Origin of the sequence: Nonomuraea sp. NPDC049684 (assembly GCF_044465345.1) — a bacterium.
In the GTDB taxonomy this organism is placed as follows: domain Bacteria; phylum Actinomycetota; class Actinomycetes; order Streptosporangiales; family Streptosporangiaceae; genus Nonomuraea.
Genome location: NZ_JBITLO010000006.1, coordinates 344819 through 363043, shown reverse-complemented (window position 1 = coordinate 363043; position 18225 = coordinate 344819). Strand labels below are relative to the sequence as shown.

Sequence of the window (18225 nt, the reverse complement as noted above, 5' to 3'; positions counted from 1 at the left end):
CGGCGCGCCGGACAACCGGGATGATGGCTTGCATGCCAGAGATGCGCCCCATCCGGGATGACCTGCAGGCCACCCTCGACGCCCGCCGCGACCTCGGCCCCGACTACGAGGCCGCGCTCGTCGAGTCCTTCGTCGAACGGCTCGACGCCACCATCGCCGCCCGCGTCCAGGCCGAGCTGAGCGGCCACGACCTCACCCCGGCCAAGCCCAAGCAGCGGCAGAACAACGGCGCGGCCATGATCCCCGTCGCGCTGGGCTCGATGGGCCTCGGCATCCCGCTGACCGCCATCGCGTCCGGCAACTCGGGGCTGGTCGGCCTGACGATCACGTGGCTGGCGATCGTCGCCATCAACGTGGCCGCCGCCGTGGCCATCATGCGCCGCGGCTGAGCCTTCTCCTCGGGCGGCGCTCAGGCGTCGCGGTGGAAACGCAGCCGGACCTCGGCGGCCATGGTCTGGTCCTCGTGCTCCAGGCCGTAGGTCCACACCTGGCCGGCGTCCTCGGTGCGCCCGCGCAGCGGCAGCGTGCGCGCCAGCAGCTCGATGGCCAGCGCGCCCGTCTGGGGGTCGGCCCCGCTCTCGACGGCCTCGGCGAACTCGGCGCAGGCCAGTTCCAGGTGCGCGATGCCGAGCAGCACCCGCAGGCCCGGCAGCTCCCGCGCCGGGGCGAACTCCAGCGCGTCCAGCAGCAGCCCGGCGGCCTCCCCCGGGTCGCCGTACTCCAGCAGCGTCTCGGCGAGCTGGCGGGCCGCGTGCGCGGCGGCCTCGGCGTCGCCTGAGTCAAGGCTCGCGTCGAGGGCCGAGCGCAGCTCCTTGCCGGCCTCCTGGGGGCTGCCGGCCAGCCGGGCCAGCGCGAGGTGCGCCAGCGGGACGTAGGCCGGGGTGCCGACGCCGAGCACGGCCTGCCAGGCGGCCCTTGCCTGGTCGTCGCGGCCCTCGCGTTCGAAGCCCTGGGCCAGGTGGCAGGCGGCCTGGGCGGCGTACTCGGGATGGCCGGTGGCCAGCGCGGTGCGGGCCGCGGCGCGGGCGGCCTCGGTGTCGCCGCGCTCGTCGAGCACCACGGCCAGCCCCACGGCGGCCTGGGCCCGGTCGGGGCTGTCGGGGTCGGCGACCAGCTCGGTCAGGATCGCCGCCGCACCCTCCAGGTCGCCGCCCTCGGCCAGCCGGCGGGCGGTGTCGAGCGGCGGGGTCTGCAGCTCTGAGAACGTCAAGAGAGCTCCTTCCGGCGACGGATCGCACCGAGCCTAACGGCTCGTCGCGATCATGTCTGCTCACTTGACGGTGCAGGACTGGGCCGGGTCCGGCGCGGGTCCCCGGGCGGGGACCCGCGCGGGCGGATCAGTCCTCGTACGCCTCCAGCGGCGGGCAGGAGCACACCAGGTTGCGGTCGCCGTACGCCTGGTCGATGCGGCGCACCGGCACCCAGTACTTGCCCTCGCGCAGCGAGGCCACCGGGTAGGCCGCCTCGGTCCGCGAGTACGGGTGGGCCCACTCGTCGGCGGTGACCGACTCGGCCGTGTGCGGCGCGTTGCGCAGCGGGTTGTCGGTCTTGTCGTAGTCGCCGGAGGCCACCTTGGCGATCTCGCCGCGGATGGCGATCATGGCGTCCACGAACCGGTCGAGCTCGTCCAGGTCCTCGCTCTCGGTCGGCTCGATCATCAGCGTGCCGGCCACCGGGAACGACATGGTCGGCGCGTGGAAGCCGTAGTCGATCAGGCGCTTGGCCACGTCGTCGACGGTGACGCCGGTCTCCTTGGTGATCTGGCGCAGGTCCACGATGCACTCGTGGGCCACCAGGCCGCCGCGGCCGGTGTAGAGCACCGGGTAGTGCGGGGCCAGCCGCCTGGCCAGGTAGTTGGCCGACAGGATGGCCTGCTCGGTGGCCGCGGTGAGGCCCTCGGAGCCCATCATCCGCACGTACGCCCACGAGATCGGCAGGATGCCCGCCGAGCCGTACGGGGCGGCCGAGACCGGGCCGACCGGGCTGCCGTCGCGCAGCGGGTGGCCGGGCAGGTAGGCGGCCAGGTGGCCGCGGACCGCGACCGGGCCGACGCCGGGGCCGCCGCCGCCGTGCGGGATGCAGAACGTCTTGTGCAGGTTCAGGTGGGACACGTCGGCGCCGAACTCGCCCGGCTTGGCCAGGCCCACCAGGGCGTTGAGGTTGGCGCCGTCGACGTAGACCTGGCCGCCGGCCTCGTGCACCTTGGCGCAGACCTCGGTGATCGACTCCTCGTACACGCCGTGCGTGGACGGGTACGTCACCATGATCGCGGCGAGCTTGTCGCGGTGCTTGGCGATCTTGGCGTCAAGGTCGGCCAGGTCGATGTTCCCGTCGCTGTCGCAGGCCACGACCACGACCCGCATGCCCGCCATGACGGCGCTGGCCGCGTTCGTGCCGTGGGCCGAGGACGGGATCAGGCACACGTCCCGCTCGGTGTCGCCGTTGGCCTGGTGGTAGGCGCGGATGGCCAGCAGGCCGGCGAACTCGCCCTGGGAGCCGGCGTTCGGCTGGATGGAGACCGCGTCGTAGCCGGTCACCTCGGCCAGCCAGCCCTCCAGGGTGCCGACGAGCTCCCGGTAGCCCTCGGTCTGGGCCTCCGGCGCGTACGGGTGCACGCCGGCGAACTCCGGCCAGGTGATCGGCTCCATCTCGGTGGTCGCGTTCAGCTTCATCGTGCACGAGCCGAGCGGGATCATCGAACGGTCGAGCGCGATGTCCTTGTCCTGCAGCCTGCGCAGGTAGCGCAGCATCGCGGTCTCGGAGCGGTGACTGTGGAAGACCGGGTGGGTCAGGTAGTCCGACTCGCGCAGCAGTTCGGCCGGCAGCGCGTCGGCCTCCAGCGCCACGTCCTGGCGCTCGACGCCGAAGGCGGCCCACACCTTGACCAGCTCGGCCGCGCCGGTCTTCTCGTCGCAGGCGATCGAGACGTGGTCGTCGCCGGCCTGCCACAGGTTGACGCCCCGCTCGGCGGCGGCGGCAACCACCTCGGCGGCCCCGCCGGGCACACGGACGAGCACGGTGTCGAAGAACTCGCCGTGCACGACCTCCAGGCCGGCCTCGCGCAGCCCGCCGGCCAGCGCGACGGCGTGCCGGTGCACGCGGTGCGCGATCCGGCGCAGGCCCTCGGGGCCGTGGTAGACGGCGTACATGCCGGCGATCACGGCCAGCAGGACCTGGGCGGTGCAGATGTTGCTGGTGGCCTTCTCACGGCGGATGTGCTGCTCGCGGGTCTGCAGGGCCAGCCGGTAGGCGGGGTCGCCGTCGACGTCGACCGACACGCCGACCAGGCGGCCGGGCATCTGCCGCTGCAGGCCCTCGCGTACGGACATGTAGGCCGCGTGCGGCCCGCCGAACCCGAAGGAGACGCCGAAGCGCTGGGAGGAGCCGACGGCGATGTCGGCGCCCAGCTCGCCGGGGGCGGCCACCAGCGTGAGGGCCAGCAGGTCGGCGGCGGCCACGACGAGCGCGCCCGCCTCGTGCGCCCTGGCGGCCACGTCGCGGAAGTCGCGCAGGCGGCCCGAGGCGCCCGGGTACTGGACGAGCACGCCGAAGCACTCCGGCAGCTCGCCGTCGAGGTCGTGCTCGACCAGCGTGATGCCGAGCGGCTCGGCGCGGGTGGCCAGCACGGCCTTGGTCTGGGGCAGCGTGTCGGCGTCGACCACGAACACGTCGCTCTTGGACCTGCCGGCCCGGCGGGCCAGCGTCATGGCCTCGGCCGCGGCGGTGGCCTCGTCCAGCAGGGAGGCGCCGGCGACGTCGAGGCCGGTCAGGTCGGAGACGACCGTCTGGAAGTTCAGCAGCGCCTCCAGGCGGCCCTGCGAGATCTCCGGCTGGTACGGCGTGTAGGCGGTGTACCAGCCCGGGTTCTCCAGCAGGTTGCGCCGGATGACGGCGGGCGTGACGGTGTCGTAGTAGCCCAGGCCGATCATGGAGGTCAGCACCCGGTTGCGGGAGGCCAGCTCGCGCAGCTCGGCGATGGCCTCGGTCTCGCTCGCGGCGGCCGGCAGCTTGAGCCGGTCCTTGACCCTGATGGCCTCGGGCACGGCCACGGCCACCAGATCGCCGACGGACTCGAAGCCCACGGCCTCGAGCATGCGCTGCTGCTCGGACTCGGATGGGCCGATGTGCCTGGACGAGAACGGCGGAGCGGACAGGTCGGTCATGGAGGTTGCCTCCCGAGGCTTGGAGACCGGCGCCAGGGCGCGGGCGAGTGCCGGATCTCCCCCTCTGTCATCGCGACGTCATCGCGACCTGAGAGCTTCACCCCACCATGGGGCTTGCACCGTCGGTGAGGTGCGCCTGGCGGGCGCACCTGCTTTCCAGAGTTGCCTCACCCGAGCGGTACGGGATGCCTGAGAGATTCCGGGGAGGGTTGCTCCTTCGGCGCCCCAGGACCGAAGCCCAGGGACTCTCCCGCACGGGGTCATCAGCCTTACTCTGTCCTAGATTACTACGGTGTGTTCAGCGGTTCAGCTCACCCCGTGCGGCGTGCGCGACGCCGCTTGGCGAGCTCGTCAGCGGGATGGTCGGCCGGGACGGTGTCCTCGACCGCCGCCCGTTCCCCCGGCAGCTCCGCGAGGGAGCCCTCGACCTCTCGCCAGACCCGGCCGAGCGCGATGCCGAACACGCCCTGGCCGCCCTGGAGGAGATCGATCACCTCGTCGGCCGAGGTGCACTCGTAGACGCTGACACCGTCGCTCATGAGCGTGATCTGCGCGAGGTCGGCGACCCCGCGGTCACGCAGATGCTGCACCGCGGTGCGGATCTGCTGCAACGACACCCCGGTGTCGAGCAGCCGTTTGACGACCTTGAGCACCAGGATGTCGCGGAAGCTGTAGAGCCGCTGCGAGCCCGAGCCGTGCGCGGCTCTTATCGTGGGCTCGACCAGGCCCGTGCGCGCCCAGTAGTCGAGCTGCCTGTAGGTGATGCCGGCCGCCGAGCAGGCTGTGGGCCCGCGGTATCCGATGTCGTCGGGCACCGTCGCGGGCTGCTCGTCGAAGAGCAGTCCCTGCTCTCCGGCACGCTGCCGCGCGCTCTCGCGCCGCACCGGATCTTCCTGGCCGGCCGTCTTTCCCTCGCCGCTGCTGACCGCCACGCGGACCTCCGGCTTTCTCTCATCCCATGGCCTGATCTGGGGGTTCGTAAAGGGCGACCACGGGTTTCACTTGCACCGTAGGACCGTGACCATGCTCAGTCAACGATCCGGCTCGGCGCGTCGTGAAGCGTAAATGCACTGAAATACCTACCCCGCCCTGCCGAAGTCCTCGGGAGTGATCGTGTCAAGGAACTCCCTGAACTTCTCCACCTCGTCCTCCTGGTCGTCAGGGATGATCACACCGGCCTCCTGGACGACCTCTTCGCTGGCGAAGATGCGCGCGCCGGTGCGCAGCGCCAGGGCGATGGAGTCGGAGGGGCGGGCGCTGACCTCCACGCCGTTGGAGAACACCAGGTCGGCGAAGAAGATGCCGTCACGCAGGGCCACGATGTTGACCGCGCGCAGCCCGACGCCGAGCGCGCTCAGCACGTCCCTGAACAGGTCGTGGGTGAGCGGCCGGGGCGGCGGCTCCTCGGCCTGCGCCAGGGCGATCGCGGTCGCCTCGGTCATGCCGATCCAGATCGGAAGGAACCGTTCCCCGTGTGCCTCCTTGAGCAAGACGATCGGCTGATTTGTGGGCATCTCAACTCGAACGCCCACGACCTCCATCTGCAACACGGGCTGCTCCGTATTCGGCCGGCCGGTCACCCGGCACAGCTGTTGACTGGGTCGTTTCTGCTACACGCCTATGCATTTCAACGTAACACCCGGCAGGCCTGGAATGTGCCCCGGCCTTCCAGCTCTGTGCCCTCAGCGGCCCAGGACAGACCTGACGCCGAGACGGACCAGCGAGGCGTGCAGGTCGAGCAGGAGCGTGGACAGCTCCCTGGCGGCCTCGTCGGCCTCGCCGATGGCGCCGGGCGCGCGCCGCTTGAGTATGGGCGCGACGGTCTGCTCGACCAGCCCGCACTCCCGCTCGGCGGCGGCCTTGACCGCGCGCAGATGGCGGGCGTGCAGGCCGAAGCGGGCCAGGGCGCCGACGCTGCGCGCGATCTTCAGCGCCTCCTCGTCGTAGCGCCTGGCCACGGGGGCGAGCAGGCCGTAGTCCTCCAGCTCGGCGAGGGTCTCCTCGTCGATGCCGGCCGCCTCCAGCAGCTGGGCCCGGTCGTACCGGATCTCCTGGGTCTGCTGCACCGCGCGCGGACGGCCGAAGCTCTCGGCCATCCTGTCCTTGATCACCCGCAGCGGCAGGTAGTGGTCGCGCTGCTCGGTCAGGATGAAACGCAACTGCTCGACGTGGAGATGGGTGAACTTGCGGTAGCCCGAGGGGCTGCGCTCGGGCTCGATCAGCCCCTCACCCTCCAAGAAGCGGATCTTGGACACGGTGACGTCGGGGAACTCGCCCTGCAGCAGGGCGAGCACCTCCCCGATGCTCATGTGCGAGCGTGCCGCCTGTGAGCTCATGCGCCGGCGTTGACCCTCATCAGGAAGACGAGGCGGAACTTGCCGATCTGCACCTCGTCTCCGGAGTGCAGGGGAACCTCCTCGATGCGCTCCCGGTTGACGTAGGTGCCGTTGAGGCTGCCCACGTCGCGTACGGAGAACTGGCCGCCGCGGTGGCGGTAGAACTCCACGTGGCGGCGGGAGACGGTGATGTCGTCGAGGAAGATGTCGCTCTCCGGGTGGCGCCCGGTCGTGGTGAGGTCTTTGTCCAGCCGGAACCGGCTGCCCTGGTTGGGCCCTCTGGTCACCGTGAGCAACGCCGTGCCGGGCGGGAGCTGTTCGACCAGCGCCCGTTCGGCCAGGAGCATGTCGCCTGTCTCAGCCTCGTACGCCTCGATTCCCGCGACCGAGATCGTCGACGTGGTGTCCCCGGAGACCTCGGGTCTGGTCAGCGGTGACCCACAGCGGGAACAGAAACGGGCATCCTCGGGGTTGGCGTGCCCGCACTGCGTGCAGTAGACGCTCGGCATCGATCGGCTCGGCCTCCTACCGCGAAGACGCGGCGACGGTGCTGGGGACGCGCCTGCCTTCGCTCTTCAAGTTTGCGAATGCCGCAACTTACGCTGATCAGCGGCAAAGGTCAAGGCGGGGCGCTGGACTGCGGTTCGGACGCTGACAAAGTTACCGCCGCCCCCACCCCGTGGTCCATGCCGCCGCGCGTTTCTACATTACGATCTTGCGGCACTCCGCGCGCACATCTCGGGCGAAGGCTTTTCCGCTACTCTACGTGATCAGACGGCCGCCTGCTCGACCACGCGGGCCCACCGTTCGAGCAATGCCTGCGCGCCGTCCATGTCGGGGGCCTCGGCCCACAGCTCGGTGACCGGCTCGGCGGCGGCGGGCAGGATCAGCACCCACGACCCGTCGTCGCGGGCGACCCGCACGCCGTCGGTGGTGTCCACGCGCCAGCCGTCGGGCTCGGCCTCGGCGGCCTCGATGACCGAGCGCATCACCGCGCCCTTGGCCGCCCACTGGGTCGGGACGCTCCGGCGCAGCAGCTTGACCTCGGGGATCCTGGCGTCGATCTGGCTGAGCGACAGCCGGGTGCGGGCCACCAGGCCCAGCAGGCGCATGAACGCGGCCAGGCCGTCGATGGCCGGGCTGAACTCCGGCACGACGAACCCGCCGCGCCCGTCGGCCGCGAAGATCATGTCGGGGCCCTGGGCGGCGGAGGTCAGGGCGTCGAGCGCGGTCGAGGTCCACTGCACCTGCACGCCGTGGAAGCGGCAGACCTGCTCGGCGACCCGCGTGGTGGTGACCGGCAGGGCCACCCGGCCGCCCCGGCGCTCGGCCGCCACCAGGTCCAGCACGACCAGCAGGGCGCGATCCTCGCTGATGAGCTGGCCGGTCTCGTCCACCAGCGCGATGCGCTCCCCGACCGGGTCGAAGCGGACGCCGAAGGCCGCCCGCGAGGAGCTGACCAGCTCCGACAGGCGTTGCAGGTCGCGCCGGCGCTCGGCCAGCGTCTCGGTGGGCGAGACGTCGTCCAGCCGGGCGTTGACGGTGAGCACCTCGACGCCGGCGCGGCTGAGCAGCGTGGGCATCACCAGGGAGGAGGTGCCGCCGGCGCAGTCGACCACGACTTTCATGTCCCTGACGCCGGTGACGCCGATGGCCCGCATCAGCTCGTGCGTGTAGCCCTCGACGGCCCTGGCCGGGTAGTGCAGCTCGGCGATCTCGCCGGGGAAGGCCCGCCGGTACTCCTGGCGGGAGAAGACCCGCTCCAGCTTGCGCTGGGCGGCCGGGGGCAGGTCGGCGCCGCGGTCGTCCATGATGACGATGTCGACGCTCTGCGGGTCGCCGGGCGTGGTGCGCAGGGCGATGCCGCCGGCGGCCGACTCGCGGGCGGTGTGGAAGCGGGCCACGGGCAGCGGCGCGGCCTCCAGGTCCAGGACGTTGATCGCGGCGGCGGTCAGGGCGCCGATGACGGCCCGCTTGAGCGCCCTTGCGGCCAGGGAGCAGTCGCGGGAGGTGACGACGTAGGCGCCCTTGCGCAGGGTGGTGGCGTACGCGCCGGCCAGCCGGACGCACAGCTCGGCGGTGATCTCGACGTTGACCAGGCCGCTGACCCCGCGCGGGCCGAACAGGTTGCGCTGGCCGCGCGACTCCCAGATGACGCTGGTGTTGACGACCGCGCCGGCCTCGATGGTCTTGAACGGGTAGACCTTGACGCCGCTGGAGACGTACGCCTCGGCCTCGATGACGCACTCGTCGCCGATGACGGCGTTCTCCTCGACGCGGGCGCCGCCCATGACGTCGGTGCTCTTGCCGATGACGCAGCCGCGCAGGTGGGCGCCGGGGCCGACGTAGACGTTGTCGTGGACGACCGCGCGGTGCAGGAAGGCGCCCTCGCGCACGACCGCGTTGTTGCCCAGCACGGTGTACTCGCGCAGTTCGGCGCCCGCCTCCACCTTGGCGTAGTCGCCGATCAGCAGCGGGCCCTTCAGGACGGCGTCGGGGTCGACCGTGGCCGAGTCGGCCACCCAGACGCCCGGGGAGAGCTCGAAGCCGCCGATGTCGAGGCGGACCCGGCCGGACAGCGCGTCGGCCTGGGCCTTGAGGTAGCTGGCGTGGGTGCCGACGTCCTCCCAGTAGCCGTCGGCGACGTAGCCGTAGATGGGGGCGCCGCGTTCCAGGAGGGCGGGGAAGACGTCCGAGGACCAGTCGACCGGTTCGCCGTCGGCCACGGCGTCGAGGATCTCGGGCTCCATGACGTAGATGCCGGTGTTGACGGTGTCGGAGAAGACCTGGCCCCAGGTGGGCTTCTCCAGGAAGCGCTGAACGCGTCCGTTCTCGTCGAGGATGATGATCCCGAATTCGAGCGGGTTGGGAACGCGCTTCAGACCGATGGTGACAAGAGCCGAATTTTCGCGATGAAAACGGATCATGTCGGATAAGTCGATATCTGTGAGGGCGTCGCCGGAGATGACCAGGAAGCGGTCGTCGCGCAGGCGGGCGGCGGCGTTCTTCACGCTGCCCGCGGTGCCGAGCGGCAGGTCCTCGGTGGCGTACTGGAGGTTCATGCCCAGCTCGTCGCCGTCGCCGAAGTAGTTGCGCACGAGGGCGGCCAGGAACTGCAGGGTGACGACCGTCTCGGTGATGCCGTGCCGTTTGAGCAGGCGCAGGACGTGTTCCATGATCGGGCGGTTGGCCACCGGGAGCAGAGGTTTGGGCTGGTTGGCGGTCATCGGACGCAGCCGAGTCCCCTCCCCGCCCGCCATGACGACCGCCTTCACCCGATCACTCCTTCGTGGTCGCGGTTACGAGTTGGCGCACCTGCACCACATACAGGATCCCTGCCCACCAATACAGGCCGGTGCCCCAGATCGCGAAGGCCCACCCGGCAATTCGCGCTATATCGGCATACCACCCGGTGTGGGAGGCGAGGAAGAGCAGCGGGAAGGCGTACATGAGGTTGAACATGGCGGCCTTGCCCAGGAAATGCACCTGAAGTGCCTTATATCCGTGTTTGCGAAGTACGGGGAACGAACAGGCGACGAAGAGCTCCCGCGCCACGATGACGGCCACCAGCCACCACGGGATGACCTCGCGCAGCAGCAGCGCCAGGATCGTGGCGAAGACGTACAGCTTGTCGGCGGCCGGGTCGATCACCCGGCCGAGCTTGCTGGTCTGGTTGAACGCGCGAGCGATCTTGCCGTCGAGCCAGTCGGTGAACCCGGCCACGATGAGGATGCCGATGGCCCACCCGTCCGCCCTGGGCCCCAGAACCAACCAGAGGAACACGGGCACGCCGAGCAGGCGCAGGAAGCTCAGCAGGTTGGGAACCGTCCAGATCCGGTCCTCGGCGGAAGTTTCGCTCACGCAGAGACCCTACTGCGTGGAACTCCGGCACAGACGCCCCACCAGCGACCATTCCCCGCGGGGCCGGTGGGGGTTGATGGCGTTTCGCGGCATGTGGGGGCGGGAAAAGCCTGGATGATCGATCCCCCCGCGCTGCCGGCCTGCCTTGGGGGGATCGGATGTGGCCCTGGGAGTCCGGCGTGCTGCGGGACGCGCCGGAGATCGCCTTGTTCCTCTGCCTGGCCCTCGGGTTCGCCCTGGGCCGGCTCAGGTTCCGCGGGGTGGCCCTCGGCGGCGCGGCCGGGACGCTGGCCGTCGCCCTCGCCGCGGGGCTGCTGACCGGCGGCGTCGAGGTCCACCAGCAGGTGCGCGTGATCGCCTTCTCGATCTTCGCCTTCACCATCGGCTACACCCTCGGGCCCGCCTTCTTCGCCGCGTTCACCGGGCGCAACCTGCGGTACCTGTGGTTCACGGTCGTCGAGGTCGTCGGGGCGCTGGCGGTCGCGGCGCTGGTGGCGGACGCGCTCGGGCTCGACCCGGGCACCACGGCGGGGCTGGTCGCCGGGGCGGCGGCCGGGCCGGTGGCGCTGGGCACGGCGTCCGACGCCCTGCAGGCCGCCGGGATCGCGCACCAGGCGCTCGGGCCCGCGTACGTCCTGTCCTACCTCCTCGCCCTGGTCACCGTCGCGCTGCTGACCGTCAGGGCCGCGCCCGCGGCGCTCCGGTTCGACCCCGGGGAGGAGGCCGCGGCGCTGTGGCGGCGGCTGGACGGCGCGGAGGAGACGCCGCCGCCTTCGGTGCTGGGCCGGGCCCACCAGGTCACCACCGGCGAGGGCAGGACGGTCGGGCAGGCGGAGATCGCCATGGGCACCCGGGTCTCGGTGGAGCGGCTGCGCAGGAACGGCCGCCCGATCCCGTTCGGCCCCGACACGCTGCTCCAGCGGGACGACGAGGTCGTGGTGGTCGGCGTGCGGCAGGACGTCGTCAACGCCGGCGCGGTGGTCGGGCCCGAGGTGCCGGGCGGGCGGGAGCTCGACCTGGACGTGGAGGTGGCCGACGTCATGCTCGGAAGCCGGCCGCCGGCGACCGTGCGCGACCTGCGCGCCGGGCTGTCCGGCCAGGGGGTGCAGGACCTGCACGTGTGCGAGGTGCGGCGGGTGGGGTGCCGGTTGCCGGTCAGGCCGGGCACGCGGCTGTGCGCCGGTGACGTGGTGCGGGTGACCGGGCTGAAGCGGGACGTGGACCGGGCGGCGTCCTGGCTCGGGGCGCGGGCGGAGGCCGGGCGGCGGGCCGACGTCGTCTACCTGGCCGCCGGGCTCGTGGCGGGGATGGTGGCGGGCCTGGCGGGCGGCCTGACGGCCTCGCTCGGCTGCCTGGCGGCCGGGCTGGTGTTCGGCCGGGCACGGACCGGACGGGCCGGCTTCGGCCAGTACGACGCCGGCGCCGCCCGGGTGGTGGGCGAGGTGGCGCTCGGCGTGTTCGTGGCGGCGCTCGGGCTGTCGGCCGGCCCGGCGGCGGTGGAACTGGTGGCGCGGCACGCCTGGCAGGTGGCCCTGGGCGCGGTCGCCACGGCGGCCGTGCCGGTGGTGATCTCGCTGGCGCTGGGGGCCAAGCTGATGATGCTGCCGCCGCCGCTGGTGCTGGGCGCGGTGACCGGGCAGCACGGCCTGACGACCGTCCTGGGCGGGGTGCGGGTGAGGTCGGGGAACGGGACGCCGCTGCTGGCCTACACCATGGTGCACGCGTTGTCGGGGGCCGTGCTGGCCCTGCTGGGCCCCGCCGCGGTGGCCCTGGCCCGCTGGGTGGGCGCCTGAGCGCCCGGCCCCAGGGCGGCCGGGCGGGCGGTCAGGTGCGCAGGAAGGCGTGGGTGTATCCCACGGGCTCGAAGCCGAGGCGGGCGTAGAACTCGCGTGGCCAGTCGGCGGCGTCGGCGACCAGGAACGTCAGCTCGGTGTCGGCCGTGGCGGCCAGCAGCGCGGTCAGCAGGGCGCGGGCGTGGCCCTGGCCGCGGTGGCGGCCGAGGGTGTAGACATTCTCGATCTGGGCGACGCCTTCGTGCACGTAGAGGTCGGCGTGGGCGGCGATCTGCCCGCCGGGGGCGCGTACGGCGTGGAACTCGACCCGGTCCGCGCCGGACACGCGGGCCGCGGCGCGGGCGGCGAGCCCGTCGGCCACGCCCGGCGACGCCTGCGGCAGCGACTCGCGCCACTCCTCGCGCAGCACGGGCAGCAGCTCCTCCAGCGTGAGCGGCTCGGTGGCGACGGCGGGCGCGGCGGGACGGGCGCCGCGGAAGGCCATGACGACGTTGGTCTCGTGGCCGTAGCCGGCGGCGGCGAAGGCGGGCCGGAACTCCTGGCCCAGCCGGTCGTCGTCGACGCACACCAGCCGGTGGCCGAGCCCGGCGAGCCGCTCCTCGGCGGCCGCGAGCACCGGCTCCGGGCGGCCGCTCCGGACCACGAGCTTGTTGTCGTCGTGGGACATCGGGTAGCGCTCGTCGAGCACCGCGAACCCGCCGGGCACCGGCGCCACGACGGGCGCCTTGCGCCGGGCGAAGCCGTGCACGAAGGAAAGGGCCCGCGCCAGCTCGTCAGCCACCGCGCGCGGCCCGCAGGAAGGCCCTGATCAGGGCGGAGTCCTTGACGCCCGGCGCGGTCTCGACGCCGCTGGACACGTCGACCCCCCACGGGCGGGCGGCCTCGACGGCCTCGGCCACGTTGGCCGGGTCGAGCCCGCCGGCCAGCATCCACCGGCCGGACGGGCGGCCGCGCACCGCCGCCCAGTCCCACGGCTCCCCCGAGCCGGGACGCGGGGCGTCGACGATGAGCAGGTCTTCGTCGTAGGCGCCGCACCGCAGGTCGGCGGCGGCGTCGACGGCCCGCACGAGCGGCCGGCCGAGGTCTTTCAGCGCGGTGAAGTCGGCGTGCGGGTGGTGGCCGTGGAGCTGCACGGCGCGCACACCCGAGGCCAGCGCGGCGGCCCGGACCTCCTCGGGGGTCTCGCCCCGGAAGACGCCCACGGTGAGCACGTGGGCCGGGATCGGCGCGGCCAGCTCGGCCGCCCGCTCGGGCGTGACCCTGCGCGGGCTCCGGGTGAGCACGAACCCGATGGCGTCGGCGCCCGCCTCGACGGCGGCCTCGACGTGCTCGGGCTCGCTCAACCCGCAGATCTTCACATACACACCTCAGACCTTAGCGGCGCCGCGCGGCCGACGGCGACCACGACCAGACCAGCAGCGCGCCGATGAGGCCGAACAGCAGCACCCCGTTGGGCAGGTGGGCGCCCAGCCAGAGCCAGGTGACGTGCTGGAGCCCGCCGACGACGAACAGCGCGACGCTGGCCCACACCGGCCAGCCGGCGCCGCGGCCGGGCCGCCAGACCAGGATCGCCAGCACGATCTGCACGAGCGCCACCAGGTGGACGACCATGCCCGCCATGACGTGCGTCTCGGCCACCGGGCCGCCGCCCGCCGACACGGCCTGCCCGGCGAACGAGGCGGCCACGAGCAGCGCGGCCGCCTGGGCGATGATGGCGACGCGCAGGCTGTGGAGCAGCCCGGCCGACACCTGCCGGGTCGTGCCGGGACGCGGCATGACCTGTGTCTCCCCCATGATGTGGATCCTTTCTGCGAACGAAGGACCCATATCGTGTCGAGGGCGGCCGCACACGGTCGTCAGCCTGCGGGATGACCCCCCGGTCCCCCACGTGGCGGACGGACCGGGCGGAAGGCGGCGTCCACGAGACCGGAGCGGTGGGCGACCACGGCGGCCTGGATGCGGTTGCGCAGGCCGAGCTTGTCCATGGCGGCGGCGATGTGCGTCTTGACGGTGGTGACGCCGACGTGCAGCTCCTCTGCGATCTCGGCGTTGGACAGGCCGGTGCCGACCAGGGCGAGCACCTCCAGCTCCCGCTCGGTCAGCCCGGACGGCGGCGGCGCGGCGGCCTGCTCCTCGGCGGCCAGGAAGCGTTCCACGACCCGGCGCAGCACCGAGGGGGCCAGCAGCTGCTCCCCCGCGGCGGCCCTGCGCACGGCGTCGACCATGCGTTCCGGCTCGTCGTCCTTGACCAGGAAGCCGACGGCGCCGGCGCGCAGGGCGGCGTGCACGTCGGCGTCCTCGGCGAAGGTGGTGAGCACGACCACGCGGGCGCCGGGGCGGGCCGCCAGCACCCGCCTGGTCGCCTCCAGGCCGTCGACGCGGGGCATGCGCAGGTCCATGAGGATGACGTCGGGCACGTGGCGTTCGGCCAGGCGGACGGCCTCGGCGCCGTCCTCGGCCTCGCCCACGACCTCCATGTCCCCCGCGGCCTGCAGCAGCATGCGCACGCCCGCGCGGACCAGCGCCTGGTCGTCGGCCACCAGGACGCGGATCACGCGGCGCTCCTGGCGGGCAGGCTGGCCAGCAGCAGCCAGCCGCCGTCGCCGTCGGGGCCGGCGCTGAGGGTGCCGCCGAGGGCGCGCACCCGCTCGCGCATGCCGGCCAGGCCGCGGCCGGAGGAGGGCAGCCGCTCGATGGCGGTGGGCGGGCGGCCGTTGCGGATCTCGATGGACAGCCCTTCCTGCGCGGGGGCCACGGTGACGCGGACCCGGGTGCCGGGTCCGGCGTGTTTGAGCACGTTGGTGAGACCTTCCTGGACGATGCGCGCGGCGGAGGCGCGGGCGATGAGCGGGGCGCGGTCGCTGGCCGGGTCGAGGTCGAGGTCGACGACGAGGCCGGCGGCGGCCATGCGTTCGGCGGACTCGCGGACGACGTCGGCCGGGTTGGCCAGCAGGTCGGGGCCGCGGTCGGGGTCGCGCAGCAGGTCGAGCAGGTCGCGCAGGTCCTGCAGCACCTGGTGGCCGGTCTCGCGGATGTCGGACAGCGCGTCGGCGACCGGCCCGTCGGGCGCGGTGTAGCGGGCGGCGCTGGCGCGCAGCACCATGGCGCCGACGTGGTGGGCCACGATGTCGTGCACGTCGCGGGCGATGCGCTCGCGCTCGGCGAGCTGGTCGGCGCGCACCTGGGCGACCGCGAGCCGGGCCGACTCCTCGGCGCGCAGGCGTTCGGCGGCGGCGGCGGCCTGCCGCATGCCGAGGTAGCGGCCGATCGCGATGGGCGTGGCCACCAGCGTCATCAGCACGCCGACGCGGAGCGGGGTGATCTCGGTGCCGTCGCCGACGACGGCGATGGCGGCCAGCAGGCAGCCGGTGAGGTACGCGGCCCCCGTCCAGGCCCAGGAGGCGACGCGCATGGAGAACACGCCGATCGCGATGAGCGTGAGGATCAGGCAGGTGTTGACGGCGTCGTTGAGGTAGGTGTCGGCGGCGATCAGCAGCACCCCCTGCAGCAGCAGGACCAGGCCGGGCAGGCGCCGGGCGACGCCGAGCGACAGCCCGCCGACCACGGCCAGCAGGCCGATCACCCACACGGGCAGGGCGCCGCTGTGCCAGGAGGTCCAGGTGCTGAGCACGGTGATGGCCACGCCGCCGGCGGCCAGCAGCGCGTCGGGCGTGACGTCGGGCTCCTCCAGGCGCTCGGCCGAGCTGCGCAGGTAGGCTCCGAGCACGGTGGGGAAGACGGGCAGCAGCACCGAGTACATCCAGGTGTTGCCGGTCATCGCGATGCCGGGGTCGGCGATGTTGACCGCCGTGGCCAGGACGGTGGCGCCCACGCCGGCCATGGCGGGCCGCGACGGGACGCGGAAGCCGACCACGCCGAGCGCGACGCAGATGAGGATCTGCGCGGTGTTGGAGGTGTAGGAGCCGAGCTGGTCGCTGAGCACGAGGAAGGCGGCCAGGTAGAAAGTGACGGCCAGCGGCCGCCGCCGCACGAACCCCATGGGCAGGCCCACCAGGAGGGCCATGGGGATGTTCATCGCCGCCGGCAGGTACGCGGTGTCGCCCGCGTGGGCCGTCGTCAACAGGTCCAGCCCCACGCCTGATGCCGCGAGCAGGACATCGAGCGGCACACCACGCCAACGCATGGCCTCACGCTATCCACCCTCGGCCGATACCTGATCCTCCGCGCGGAGGACCCCGTCTCCTCCTACTGGCCGCAGGTTCGTCCAGAGGGGGGAGCGCAGAGGGTGATCTTCCCGATACGTTCGAGGCCATGTCCAACGACACCGCAATGTTCCTCGGCCAGTTCCTGCGCGCCCCCGCCGTGATCGGCGCCGTCGCCCCGAGTTCGCGCCGGCTGGCCGCCGCCGTCTGCGCGCCGGTCCCGGAGCGCGGCGAGCCGACCGTGGTGGAGCTCGGGCCGGGCACGGGCCCGTTCACGGCGGAGATCCAGCAGCGGCTGGCCGGGCGCGGCCACCACCTGGCCGTCGAGGTGAACGAGCGGCTGGCGAGGCTGCTCGCCGCGCGGTTCCCCGCCGTGGACGTGGCCCACGCGGACGCGGCGCGCCTGGGCGAGCTGCTGGCCGGGCGCGGGCTGAGCCACGCCGACGTCGTGGTGAGCGGCCTGCCGTGGGCGGCCTTCCCCACGGGGCTGCAGCACGAGCTGCTGGACGCGGTGACGTCGGTGATGAGCCCCGGCGCGGCCTTCACCACCTTCTCCTACATCCACGCCATCCCGCTCAGCTCGGCCCGGCGGTTCCGGGCGCTGCTGGCCGAGCGGTTCGAGGAGGTCGTGCCCGGACGCACGGTGTGGCGCAACACGCCGCCGGCCTTCGTCTTCCACGCCCGCAGACCTCGACCCTGAACAGAACGAACTTCTACGATGGCGGGATGGATTTCACCCTTCCCGAGAGCGCCCAGGCCGTCCAGCGCGGCGTCGCCGAGATCTGCGCCCGCTACGACCTCGACTACTGGCAGCGGTGCGAGAGCGACAAGCGCTGGCCGGAGGAGGTCTGGGCCGACCTGGCCAAGGGCGGCTGGCTGGGCCTGGCCGTGCCGGAGGAGTACGGCGGGGGCGGGCAGGGGCTGCTGGAGCTGGCGGTGGCCACCGAGACGCTGGCGAGCTCGGGCGCGGCGGGCGGCTCGGCCTTCACGTACGTGCTCACCCCCGGCTTCGGCGCGCTCACCCTGGCCCGGCACGGCACCGCCGAGCAGCGGGCCGAGCTGCTGCCCCGGCTGGCCACGGGCGAGGTCGAGACGTGCTTCGCCCTGACCGAGCCGGACGCCGGCTCCAACTCGCTGGCGATCACCACCTCGGCCCGCCGCGACGGCGGCGACTACGTGCTCAACGGCCAGAAGATCTGGATCACCGGCGTGCAGCGCGCCACCTGGATGCTGCTGGTGACCAGGACGGTCCCGGCGGCCGAGGCCAGGCCGCGCACCCACGGGCTGACCGTGTTCCTGGTGAACGTGCCCGAGGCGGTCGCCGCCGGGCAGCTGTCCTTCCGGCCGATCCCCAAGATGGGCGCCAACACCACGCCGTCCAACATGGTGTTCGTCGACGACCTGCGGGTGCCCGCCACCAGCGTGGTCGGCGAGGTGGACGGCGGCGCGGCCGTGCTGTGGGACGTCCTCAACCCCGAGCGGGTGCTGCTGGCCGCCTCCGCGCTGGGCGGCGCCGAGGTGGCGCTGCGGGTGGCGGTCGGCTACGCCAAGGAGCGCGAGGTGTTCGGCCGCCCGATCGGCGCCAACCAGGCCATCGCGTTCCCGCTGGCGCAGGTCAAGGCCAAGATCGAGCTGGCGCGGCTGATGCTCTACAAGGCGGCCTGGTCCTTCGACCGGCGGCTGCCGTGCGGCACCGAGGCCAACATCGCCAAGCTGACCGCCTCCCAGGCCGCGTGGGAGGCGGCCGACGCCGCGTTCCAGACGCACGGCGGCATGGCGTACTCGCTGGAGTACCCGGTGGCCAGGTTGCTGGCCGACGCCCGTATCGGAAGGGTGGCACCCGTGACGGAGGAGCTTCTGCTCAACTACCTCGCGACACAGGTGCTCGGGTTGCCCCGGAGTTTCTGAC

The 18225-nt window shown here is 72.8% G+C and carries 17 protein-coding genes and 1 riboswitch; of the genes, 4 read left to right on the top strand and 13 right to left on the bottom strand.

What is annotated here, in order from left to right:
• Positions 1-32 precede the first annotated feature (32 nt).
• Positions 33-389: a hypothetical protein gene (locus ACIBST_RS22040; protein ID WP_397174061.1), complete on the top strand. Its 357-nt coding sequence runs from the start codon at positions 33-35 to the stop codon at positions 387-389.
• 20 nt (positions 390-409) lie between these two features.
• Here the strand turns inward: ACIBST_RS22040 and ACIBST_RS22035 are convergent, their stop codons facing one another.
• From ACIBST_RS22035 to ACIBST_RS22000, 8 genes are all read right to left on the bottom strand, one after another.
• On the bottom strand, positions 410-1210 hold the full coding sequence (locus ACIBST_RS22035; protein ID WP_397174059.1) for a hypothetical protein: 801 nt from the start codon (positions 1208-1210) through the stop codon (positions 410-412).
• Positions 1211-1337: 127 nt separating this feature from the next.
• Positions 1338-4163 carry an aminomethyl-transferring glycine dehydrogenase gene (gcvP, locus tag ACIBST_RS22030; protein ID WP_397174057.1) on the bottom strand — a complete coding sequence of 942 codons (2826 nt, stop codon included), beginning with the start codon at positions 4161-4163 and terminating at the stop codon, positions 1338-1340.
• A 166-nt stretch (positions 4164-4329) separates the two neighbouring features.
• A riboswitch (glycine riboswitch) is annotated at positions 4330-4426 on the bottom strand.
• A 48-nt stretch (positions 4427-4474) separates the two neighbouring features.
• Positions 4475-5095: a MerR family transcriptional regulator gene (locus tag ACIBST_RS22025; protein ID WP_352325612.1), complete on the bottom strand. Its 621-nt coding sequence runs from the start codon at positions 5093-5095 to the stop codon at positions 4475-4477.
• Between the two features lie 147 nt (positions 5096-5242).
• Complete coding sequence (locus ACIBST_RS22020; protein ID WP_090771501.1) at positions 5243-5713, bottom strand: bifunctional nuclease family protein; 471 nt, start codon at positions 5711-5713, stop codon at positions 5243-5245.
• A gap of 132 nt (positions 5714-5845) precedes the next feature.
• Complete coding sequence (locus ACIBST_RS22015) at positions 5846-6472, bottom strand: MerR family transcriptional regulator (RefSeq protein WP_397174055.1); 627 nt, start codon at positions 6470-6472, stop codon at positions 5846-5848.
• A gap of 23 nt (positions 6473-6495) precedes the next feature.
• Positions 6496-7008, bottom strand: a complete 513-nt coding sequence (locus ACIBST_RS22010) for an FHA domain-containing protein (protein ID WP_352325615.1) — start codon at positions 7006-7008, stop codon at positions 6496-6498.
• A 261-nt stretch (positions 7009-7269) separates the two neighbouring features.
• The gene (locus tag ACIBST_RS22005) at positions 7270-9774 is read right to left on the bottom strand and encodes a sugar phosphate nucleotidyltransferase (protein WP_397174053.1); all 2505 of its coding nucleotides are present in this window, start codon (positions 9772-9774) and stop codon (positions 7270-7272) included.
• A gap of 4 nt (positions 9775-9778) precedes the next feature.
• Positions 9779-10360: a CDP-alcohol phosphatidyltransferase family protein gene (locus tag ACIBST_RS22000; RefSeq protein WP_364337341.1), complete on the bottom strand. Its 582-nt coding sequence runs from the start codon at positions 10358-10360 to the stop codon at positions 9779-9781.
• 158 nt (positions 10361-10518) lie between these two features.
• On the opposite strand from ACIBST_RS22000, the gene ACIBST_RS21995 reads away from it, so the two are divergent.
• Positions 10519-12153: a hypothetical protein gene (locus ACIBST_RS21995; RefSeq protein ID WP_397174051.1), complete on the top strand. Its 1635-nt coding sequence runs from the start codon at positions 10519-10521 to the stop codon at positions 12151-12153.
• 31 nt (positions 12154-12184) lie between these two features.
• Here ACIBST_RS21995 and ACIBST_RS21990 read toward each other — a convergent pair whose 3' ends face one another.
• The 5 genes from ACIBST_RS21990 to ACIBST_RS21970 form a co-directional block, all read right to left on the bottom strand.
• On the bottom strand, positions 12185-12934 hold the full coding sequence (locus ACIBST_RS21990) for a GNAT family N-acetyltransferase (protein WP_397174049.1): 750 nt from the start codon (positions 12932-12934) through the stop codon (positions 12185-12187).
• A complete protein-coding gene (locus tag ACIBST_RS21985; protein ID WP_397174048.1) occupies positions 12927-13517 on the bottom strand; it encodes a phosphoribosylanthranilate isomerase in 591 nt (196 codons plus the stop codon). The genes ACIBST_RS21990 and ACIBST_RS21985 overlap by 8 nt, the downstream gene beginning before the upstream one ends.
• 10 nt (positions 13518-13527) lie before the next feature.
• On the bottom strand, positions 13528-13947 hold the full coding sequence (locus tag ACIBST_RS21980) for a hypothetical protein (RefSeq protein WP_397174046.1): 420 nt from the start codon (positions 13945-13947) through the stop codon (positions 13528-13530).
• Between the two features lie 62 nt (positions 13948-14009).
• A complete protein-coding gene (locus ACIBST_RS21975; protein ID WP_397174044.1) occupies positions 14010-14708 on the bottom strand; it encodes a response regulator in 699 nt (232 codons plus the stop codon).
• Entirely contained in the window at positions 14705-16297 is a 1593-nt protein-coding gene (locus ACIBST_RS21970; RefSeq protein ID WP_397174042.1) for a sensor histidine kinase, read from the bottom strand. The genes ACIBST_RS21975 and ACIBST_RS21970 overlap by 4 nt, the downstream gene beginning before the upstream one ends.
• Positions 16298-16425: 128 nt before the next feature.
• Here ACIBST_RS21970 and ACIBST_RS21965 point away from each other — a divergent pair, with 128 nt between their 5' ends.
• Complete coding sequence (locus tag ACIBST_RS21965) at positions 16426-17016, top strand: class I SAM-dependent methyltransferase (RefSeq protein WP_397174040.1); 591 nt, start codon at positions 16426-16428, stop codon at positions 17014-17016.
• Between the two features lie 26 nt (positions 17017-17042).
• Positions 17043-18224, top strand: coding sequence for an acyl-CoA dehydrogenase family protein (locus ACIBST_RS21960; protein ID WP_397174038.1), 1182 nt, complete (start codon positions 17043-17045; stop codon positions 18222-18224).
• The last annotated feature ends 1 nt before the right edge of the window (position 18225 follow it).